The 7,013-nt window shown below is 51.7% G+C and carries 10 protein-coding genes and 1 tRNA gene; 3 read left to right on the top strand and 8 right to left on the bottom strand.

Going from position 1 to position 7,013, the window contains the following annotated elements:
• From NI20_RS15520 to mobC, 7 genes are all read right to left on the bottom strand, one after another.
• Nucleotides 1-213 (bottom strand): hypothetical protein (locus tag NI20_RS15520; RefSeq protein ID WP_206538573.1); only part of this gene is annotated, 213 nt, incomplete at its 3' end.
• A gap of 233 nt (nucleotides 214-446) precedes the next feature.
• The gene (gene ychF / locus NI20_RS0113200) at nucleotides 447-1,556 is read right to left on the bottom strand and encodes a redox-regulated ATPase YchF (protein WP_033121850.1); all 1,110 of its coding nucleotides are present in this window, start codon (nucleotides 1,554-1,556) and stop codon (nucleotides 447-449) included.
• 110 nt (nucleotides 1,557-1,666) lie between these two features.
• Nucleotides 1,667-2,848, bottom strand: a complete 1,182-nt coding sequence (locus tag NI20_RS0113195) for a tyrosine-type recombinase/integrase (protein ID WP_033121849.1) — start codon at nucleotides 2,846-2,848, stop codon at nucleotides 1,667-1,669.
• 119 nt (nucleotides 2,849-2,967) lie between these two features.
• Entirely contained in the window at nucleotides 2,968-3,177 is a 210-nt protein-coding gene (locus tag NI20_RS0113190) for an excisionase (protein WP_033121848.1), read from the bottom strand.
• A gap of 131 nt (nucleotides 3,178-3,308) precedes the next feature.
• Nucleotides 3,309-3,704: a cysteine-rich VLP domain-containing protein gene (locus tag NI20_RS0113185; protein ID WP_052084728.1), complete on the bottom strand. Its 396-nt coding sequence runs from the start codon at nucleotides 3,702-3,704 to the stop codon at nucleotides 3,309-3,311.
• Complete coding sequence (locus NI20_RS0113180; protein ID WP_033121847.1) at nucleotides 3,694-4,077, bottom strand: replication initiator protein A; 384 nt, start codon at nucleotides 4,075-4,077, stop codon at nucleotides 3,694-3,696. Before NI20_RS0113180 ends, NI20_RS0113185 begins: the two co-directional genes overlap by 11 nt.
• A 223-nt stretch (nucleotides 4,078-4,300) precedes the next feature.
• Nucleotides 4,301-4,636 (bottom strand): plasmid mobilization relaxosome protein MobC, encoded by a 336-nt coding sequence (gene mobC, locus NI20_RS0113175; protein ID WP_033121852.1) that lies wholly within the window; start codon nucleotides 4,634-4,636, stop codon nucleotides 4,301-4,303.
• A 279-nt stretch (nucleotides 4,637-4,915) separates the two neighbouring features.
• Here mobC and NI20_RS0113170 point away from each other — a divergent pair, with 279 nt between their 5' ends.
• From NI20_RS0113170 to NI20_RS0113160, 3 genes are all read left to right on the top strand, one after another.
• A complete protein-coding gene (locus NI20_RS0113170; protein WP_033121846.1) occupies nucleotides 4,916-5,509 on the top strand; it encodes a type IV toxin-antitoxin system AbiEi family antitoxin domain-containing protein in 594 nt (197 codons plus the stop codon).
• Nucleotides 5,506-6,330: a nucleotidyl transferase AbiEii/AbiGii toxin family protein gene (locus NI20_RS0113165; protein WP_242843005.1), complete on the top strand. Its 825-nt coding sequence runs from the start codon at nucleotides 5,506-5,508 to the stop codon at nucleotides 6,328-6,330. Before NI20_RS0113170 ends, NI20_RS0113165 begins: the two co-directional genes overlap by 4 nt.
• Before the next feature lie 165 nt (nucleotides 6,331-6,495).
• A tRNA-Ser gene (locus NI20_RS0113160) sits at nucleotides 6,496-6,584 on the top strand.
• Between the two features lie 46 nt (nucleotides 6,585-6,630).
• Here NI20_RS0113160 and NI20_RS0113155 read toward each other — a convergent pair.
• Nucleotides 6,631-7,013, bottom strand: a 383-nt coding sequence (locus tag NI20_RS0113155) for a site-specific integrase (protein WP_033121845.1), incomplete at its 5' end; no start/stop codon positions are given.

Raw genomic sequence — 7,013 nt, 5'->3', positions numbered from 1 at the left:
CAGAGACAGAGTCATGACCAGAGCCAGCACCATTGCGAGTAACTTTTTCATAGATGTTACTCTCCTTTCATAAATTTCCATCCTCTTGGAGCCGAACACCCGCCGTCTCTCCCGCTTCCCCGTGGTTGCTGCCAAAATTTGCAAATCCTCAAATTGTTGCAGAAACAATTGAAAATAAGAAAAATTCAGCAGAATCAACGCAAAATCGTTCAATTCGGTGGATATCGCATCCCCTTAGGATTTTCGCCTTTCCTTGTATTCCAGTGCTTTGCGAGCTTATCGTGGTAGCGGTTTGGTAGCGGTCCGAAAATTTAAAGTGCGGTTTTTCCTGTGATACCAACGGTTTGCAGAATCGCTACCATGGTAGCGCACCCGTTTCACTTAAAAAAAGACGGCGCAGAAAATCTGCGCCGTTAACGGAAATTTATGATGGAATTTTTGAAATTTTACACGTTGAAGCGGAAGTAGATCATGTCGCCGTCCTTGACGACGTACTCCTTGCCCTCGCTGCGCAGCAATCCCTTTTCCTTTGCCGCCGCGACGCTGCCGCAGCGGATCATGTCGTCGAAATTGATCGTTTCGGCGCGGATGAAGCCGCGCTCGATGTCGGAGTGAATTTTGCCCGCGGCCTGCGGGGCCTTGGTGCCGTTTTTGATGGTCCAGGCGCGGCACTCGTCCTCGCCGTAGGTCAGGAACGAGATGAGGCCGAGCAGCGCGTACGAGCACTTGATGAGGCGGTCGAGGCCGGACTCCTGAATGCCGAGCTCCTCGAGGAACATCGCGCGGTCGTCGCCGTCGAGCTCGGCGATGTCCTGCTCCAATTTAGCACAAATCGGCAGCACCTGCGCGCCCTCGCGGTCGGCGAGCTCCTTGACCTGCTGCAAATACCGGTTGCCGTCCTGATTCGCAAAGCCGTCCTCGTCCATGTTCGCGGCGTAGATGATGGGCTTGAGGCTCAAAAGATCGGCGGTCGCGATGAGCTCAGCGTCGTCGGACGAAACCTCGAACGTGCGCGCGCTCTTGCCCGCGTCGAGGTGCTTGGCCAGCGCGGAGAAAAGCTCGACCTCGTGCAGGAACTTCTTGTCGCCCTTGGCCATCTTCGTCGCCTTTTCGACGCGGCGGTTGACCATATCAAGGTCGGCCATGATGAGCTCCAAGTCGATCGTCTCAATGTCGCCGAGGGGGTCGACGGGGACGTTCGTGCTCGCGTCAGCCACGACGTGCATGATGTTCTCATCGTCAAAGCATCGCACGACGTGGACAATGGCGTCCGTGCGGCGGATGTTCTCGAGGAACTTGTTGCCGAGGCCCGCACCCTGGCTCGCGCCCTTGACGAGGCCCGCGATGTCGACAAATTCGATGACGGCGGGGGTTTTCTTCTTGGGGTGGTACATCTCGGAGAGCTTATCGAGGCGCTCATCGGGAACGGCCACCATGCCGACGTTCGGCTCAATGGTGCAGAAGGGGTAGTTGGCGCTTTCCGCACCCGCGTTGGTGATCGCGTTGAAGAGAGTGGACTTGCCGACATTCGGCAGTCCGACGATACCTAATTTCATATATCTTCATTCTCCTTTGTTTTCTCTGTATTTTCAAGGGTTTCCGGGTTTGGGGCTTTCGGTGTCTACTCCATTTTTACGCCATTTTGGTGCAGAACCGCGGCTCTCATTCAGATAACCCCATTCATTTCAAATTGCCGTACCGCTTGATCCAGAGATTCGGTGGTCACATGGACATACCGATCCATGGTGGTTTTGATGCTGCCGTGTCCCAGCAGCTTTTGCAGCACTTTGGGCTGCATCCCGCTTTCAATCGCCCGCGTGGCGTAGGTGTGACGCAGCGCGTGCATACAAAAGCGCCCAATTCCCGCTTCGTCGCAGAGTTTGTAGAGATGGGTGTCATAGGAACTGTTCTTTGCCGGTTCTCCGGTACGCCAGTTGATAAAGACCAGATCGCGCATCACCAGCTTTGCCATGCTGCCGCTTCGACGATCCATGTACTCCAAAGTCTGCTCCAGCACAGGAGAAGATTTTCGTTCTTCCCGGCTGTCCCACACTTCACGGAGGATGCCATAGGCCGTGTCTGTCAGCGGAATGGTACGGTAGCTGTTAGGCGTTTTGGGAGGTCCCGCCCGCCACGATTTTGTACCGTGCCGGAACTCCAGCGTCTTGTTTACCGTCAGCGTCCGTTTCTCGAAGTCAACGGCATCCCATGTCAGGCCGATCAGCTCACCGGTGCGCAGTCCCGTTTCGAGGATCAACGCATATTGGTTATAGTTGTGAGAACGTCGGGCTGTTTCCAGAAAGATACGCTGTTCTTCGCGGGTGAGGAACTTGATGTCGTTTGCCGCACGGACCGGCTTGGTAAATCGAACACCGTCCATGGGATGCTTGGAGATGAGATCGTTCATCTTCGCCGCTTTCAGCATCGTCCCCATGGTGATGTACGCCTGACGGATGGTGGATCCGGAATAATCGGCATCCATTTCGATGAATACCTTTTTGCAGTGCATGGGTTTCACATCCGTAAGTTTTATCCTGCCGATCACCGGCTGGATGTTGTGCTTGTATCTGTCACGGTAGTTGCGGAGCGTATTGGGAGCCAAATCTCCGACAATATTCTCGATCCAGAAATCAAACCACTCATCCACCGTAATATCGGTGCCGACAAAAACCTCCGCGTGTGCATCCGCATACTTTGCATCCGCGATCCAGTTTCTTGCTTCGGGAACCGTCTGGAAGTATTTCTCGTGCCGCTTACCGGCTCTGTCTACGAACCGGGCGCTGTACAATCCGTCCTTCCTCTGGTAGATACCCTTACCACATTCTCTGCCTTTGAGATTTTTTCCCATGTATGAACTCCTTTCCCCAGAGAGAAAAGAGCACACCACTACATTTTAAGTATATCACAATGTGCTCTTTCTCTCAAGGTGAATTTGAAAACTTCTTGCGGCATATCGCCGCTTTTCGCTCAGATCACCAGCTTGGAGCTGATGTACTGCTCAAACTCCTTGCGCTTGACCAGCTTCTTCGTACCAACAAACAGGACGAAGGGACACTTGGGCGCACGGAGCATACTGTCGATCTTGTTGATACCGATGTTGCTGTACTCGGCGGCCTCCTTGGAGGTGAGGGCCAGCTTGAGGTGAATGGGAACTCTTTCGATCTTATTGTTTTCCATGGTTTTGACTCCTTTCATCAATCAAAAAATGTAGACGGTTTGAATCGGTTTTTTCGGGGGTTAAGTAAAAACATACGCACTCTTGAAAAGTGGCCTTTGGAAAGCCTTGCGTGCAAAGGGTTTGCGAGGGGTTAATTGTCTACGCCCGACCTCTTTTTTCGGGCGTGTGCTGCCTTTTGCTTTCGGTGTACTTCGGCGGCACATTCCGCACAATATTTGGCTCGTCCGGAACCGGCCATAAAGTATGCACCACAGACCTTGCAGCGGCGGGTCCCTTTGGGACGGAGGATCGCGTCCTCCAATTCCGGCTCCAGCGGGAGAACTCCGCGCCGGAAGTGCTTGCAGATCAGACTGTAGGATATGGCCTGCGGACAGACACAGGGATCGCCATCGTCCAGTAGAAAGCAGTTTCCATTGTCGTTGTTGCAGCACTGGCGGGTGAGTCTTCGGATGCTTCGGGCTTGTCCGGGCGTGAGCCGCGGCAACGCATTCGCCGGGTATTTCGTATTTGTAACTTCACTTTTCATCGGTTTCCTCCTTTGTGATGAGCCTGGCGTTTGCCGGGTAGTTCAGCGTGATGACCGCCGGTTTACCAAGTCCCTGCTTCTTTCGATTGATCAGGCCGCTGTATTCCAGCTCGCGGAAGATCCGGGTGGCACACTGTCGGCTGCGGTGCAGTTTCTTCTGCGCCTGTTCCAGCGTAAAGTACAGACGAATCGTTCCATCCGGCTCAATATATCCGTTTTGCCGGGATACGCTTGCTCTGTCCAGCAGGAGAGCATATAACACCTTGGCATCGTTGCTGATATCCCGCAGCTGTTCATCCTGCAACAGAAATCGTGGCAGTGGTATGTAAGAAGCAGCTGGGCTTTTCACGGTAAACTTGTAAAAACTTTTCATAACGCCTCCATCCCATCCATCCTATCCAATCCGGTATTGATTGGATTGATGGATGATTCTCTTGAGAGATTATTTATTTCTTATTATTTAGAGGATGAATTTCATCCCCGGTGGCTGTGCCGAAAACCGTTGTCCAGAAATCCAACAACGGGACGCTCCGGAGTGTCAGCTTATCCATCGTCTGGAAATCCGGTGACGGAAAATCCACACATGGAAAATCCCGTTATGGCGGAATCTCGTCTTTCTGGCTCTGTTTCAGCAGCTGCCAGATCTCGGCTTGTCTGGCTTTTAGCTCGGCAACATCGTCTGCATAGAATCGCCCGGCCTGATTGATGCGGCGGCAGATGTGATTGATATTAGCAGCCACGTTGCTGACGGCAGCAGCCAACTTTTTCTGCTCGGTGTAATCCACCTTGATGATGTAGCCGTCAATAGCCATCTTGCGCAGATAGGCGCCCATGTTTTTAGTGCCAAGCTGCTCCATCTTTTTCTGGATTAGTTGACGTTCCTGCTCGGTGACACGGAACTCAATGCGGGCTGGTCTGGTGCGATTTTTCATCATTCAATTCCCCCTATGTGAGTAATTTTGAAAATAAAAAGCACCCTCGGTTTTGAAATCGAGAGCGCGTGATAACGAAGATGATTCAGTTTTTTAGAGAATAGCAAGCAAATCCGGTGTCCGTACACTCGGAGATTTTGGGAATATCCCAAGCCCTTATTGTGTTAACTTTGATGACGAAATTACAATGAGTTTTATTGTAAAAGTTCTCTTTCGTTGTTGACTTTGATAACGAAATCGCCTATAATATCTTTGAGTTAGTATCGTGAGGTGATAGATATGGATTACATGGCCGAGCTTGCCGCCATTGCTCAGGAACATGGCGGCATCATTGAAACGAAAACTGCCATAGCGCACGGCATCTCCAAAGCCATGCTTTATAAACTGTGCAGAGAAGATAGAATTCATAGAATCGTTCAGGGACAGTACATTCTTCCTGACGATATGCAGGATGAGCTGTTGTCCATCAGCAAGCGCTCCGACCAGATCATTCTTTCCCACGAAACAGCCCTGTTCCTTCATGGCATTTCGGATCGGACACCCTTTGAGCATACGATCACAGTGCCGTCCGATTACACGGTATCGGCAGCAATCAAAAACGAGTGCAAAATCTATTACATCAAGCCAGAGCTGTTTGATCTTGGCCGGACTACACTGAACACACCCGCTGGGAACGAAGTGCCGGTATATGACCTTGAGCGCACAATCTGCGACATGATCCGCAGCCGCAACAAAGTCGGTACGGAAACATTTCTTGCCGCTTTGAAGCTCTACGCCGCCAGCCCTAAAAAGGATTTGAATAAACTTCACTCTTATGCGAAGAAAATGCGCGTGGCAAATGTCCTGCGGCAGTATTTGGAGGTGCTTCTGTGAGCAAAGCAATGAGTCTGAAAGCGAAGATCCGCAACATCGCAAAACAGAAGAATATTCCGGCACAGGTCATCCTGCAGAACTATATGTTCGAGCGGCTGCTTGTACGCCTTTCTGCCTCAGCGTATAAAGAGAAGTTCGTTCTGAAGGGCGGTATGCTGGTGGCGGCCATCGTCGGTCTGGACAACCGGGCTACGATGGACTTGGACACCACATTGAAAAACCTGCCCCTCACACCGGATGCGATCCGCAGTGCGTTGGAGCAGGTCTGCGCCATTTCTTTGGACGATGGCGTGGCATTCGAGATTGGAACCATCACTCCCATCCGGGAGGACGACATTTACGGTGGCTACCGCGTTATGCTGAACGCCAGGTTCGACACGCTACTGACCCCGATGAGTATTGATGTGTCCACCGGCGATGCCATTACGCCCCACGCGGTGCAGTACAACTTTTCCGAGATTTTTGATGATGAGAAGTCCTACGAGCTGTGGGCGTACAACATTGAAACCGTCATGGCGGAAAAGGTGGAAACCATCCTGCGGCGCGGTGTGTTCAATACCCGCCCCAGAGATTTCTACGATGCCTACATACTGACCACAACACAGAAATTTGACAAGGCCGTGTTTGATGAGGCGCTGAGCGCGACGGCCAAGCATCGCGGCACTGCGGAGCAGATCGCAGATGTCCCCGGAATCCTGCACAACATCGAAGAAAGCCCGGAACTCCGCGCCATGTGGGATAAATACCGCAAGCAGTTTGCCTATGCCGCAGATATCGAATATGAGCAGATCATGGAAATCCTGAAAACGCTGGTGGCGTAAGATCCCCGGCGACCCGGACTCGAAATCGTGGTCGCTATCCGGTAGCTCCCTGACCGGAAACCCTTGATTTTACGGGGTTTTTCGGGTATCTTTAACTGAATATTTTTCTTTGTTCTCCCCATCAGTTCTCCCCGTTTTCTGAGGTGCTGATGTTGAGATAAATACGGAGACGTATCGAAGTGGTCATAACGAGAACGACTCGAAATCGTTTGATCCGCAAGGGTCCGTGGGTTCGAATCCCACCGTCTCCGCCAGAATGTCCGCCAGTAGCCGGTTTTCCCGGCTGCTGGCTTTTCTTTTTTAGTTCGGAGCAAGTCCCAAACCATTGAGCATCGCGTCAGCCGAAGTCAGCTTCGAGCTATAATCCAGATGTGCGTAAATGTTTGCCGTGGTTGAGAAGTCGCTGTGACCAAGCCATTCCTGAATCTGCTTCATGGGAACACCGTTTGCCAGAAGTAACGAGGCACAGCTATGTCTCAAGTCGTGATACCTGATGTGTCTCAATCCATTTGCCTTGAGCAGCTTCGGAAAACTCTCAGTAACATAGTGAGGTTTAATCAGATCACCAATCTCGTTTACGCAAACATAACCAATGTTCTGTGACAACTTCGGTCCCCTGAAAGGTATGTACCGGGTCATCAAAAGAAACCGGTTCATCTTCATCAATAACCAATTATCCGGAC

The organism is Oscillibacter sp. ER4 (assembly GCF_000765235.1).
In the GTDB taxonomy this organism is placed as follows: Bacteria; Bacillota; Clostridia; order Oscillospirales; family Oscillospiraceae; genus Hominicoprocola; species Hominicoprocola fusiformis.
Note: the sequence above shows the minus strand (reverse complement) of the source record. Positions and strands in the feature narration are given on the sequence as shown.

Coding starts and splice junctions, on each gene's coding strand:
- ychF (WP_033121850.1), bottom strand. CDS start 1,556: ATGAAATTAGGTATCGTCGGACTGCCGAATGTCGGCAAGTCCACTCTC.
- NI20_RS0113195 (WP_033121849.1), bottom strand. CDS start 2,848: ATGGGAAAAAATCTCAAAGGCAGAGAATGTGGTAAGGGTATCTACCAG.
- NI20_RS0113190 (WP_033121848.1), bottom strand. CDS start 3,177: ATGGAAAACAATAAGATCGAAAGAGTTCCCATTCACCTCAAGCTGGCC.
- NI20_RS0113185 (WP_052084728.1), bottom strand. CDS start 3,704: ATGAAAAGTGAAGTTACAAATACGAAATACCCGGCGAATGCGTTGCCG.
- NI20_RS0113180 (WP_033121847.1), bottom strand. CDS start 4,077: ATGAAAAGTTTTTACAAGTTTACCGTGAAAAGCCCAGCTGCTTCTTAC.
- mobC (WP_033121852.1), bottom strand. CDS start 4,636: ATGAAAAATCGCACCAGACCAGCCCGCATTGAGTTCCGTGTCACCGAG.
- NI20_RS0113170 (WP_033121846.1), top strand. CDS start 4,916: ATGGATTACATGGCCGAGCTTGCCGCCATTGCTCAGGAACATGGCGGC.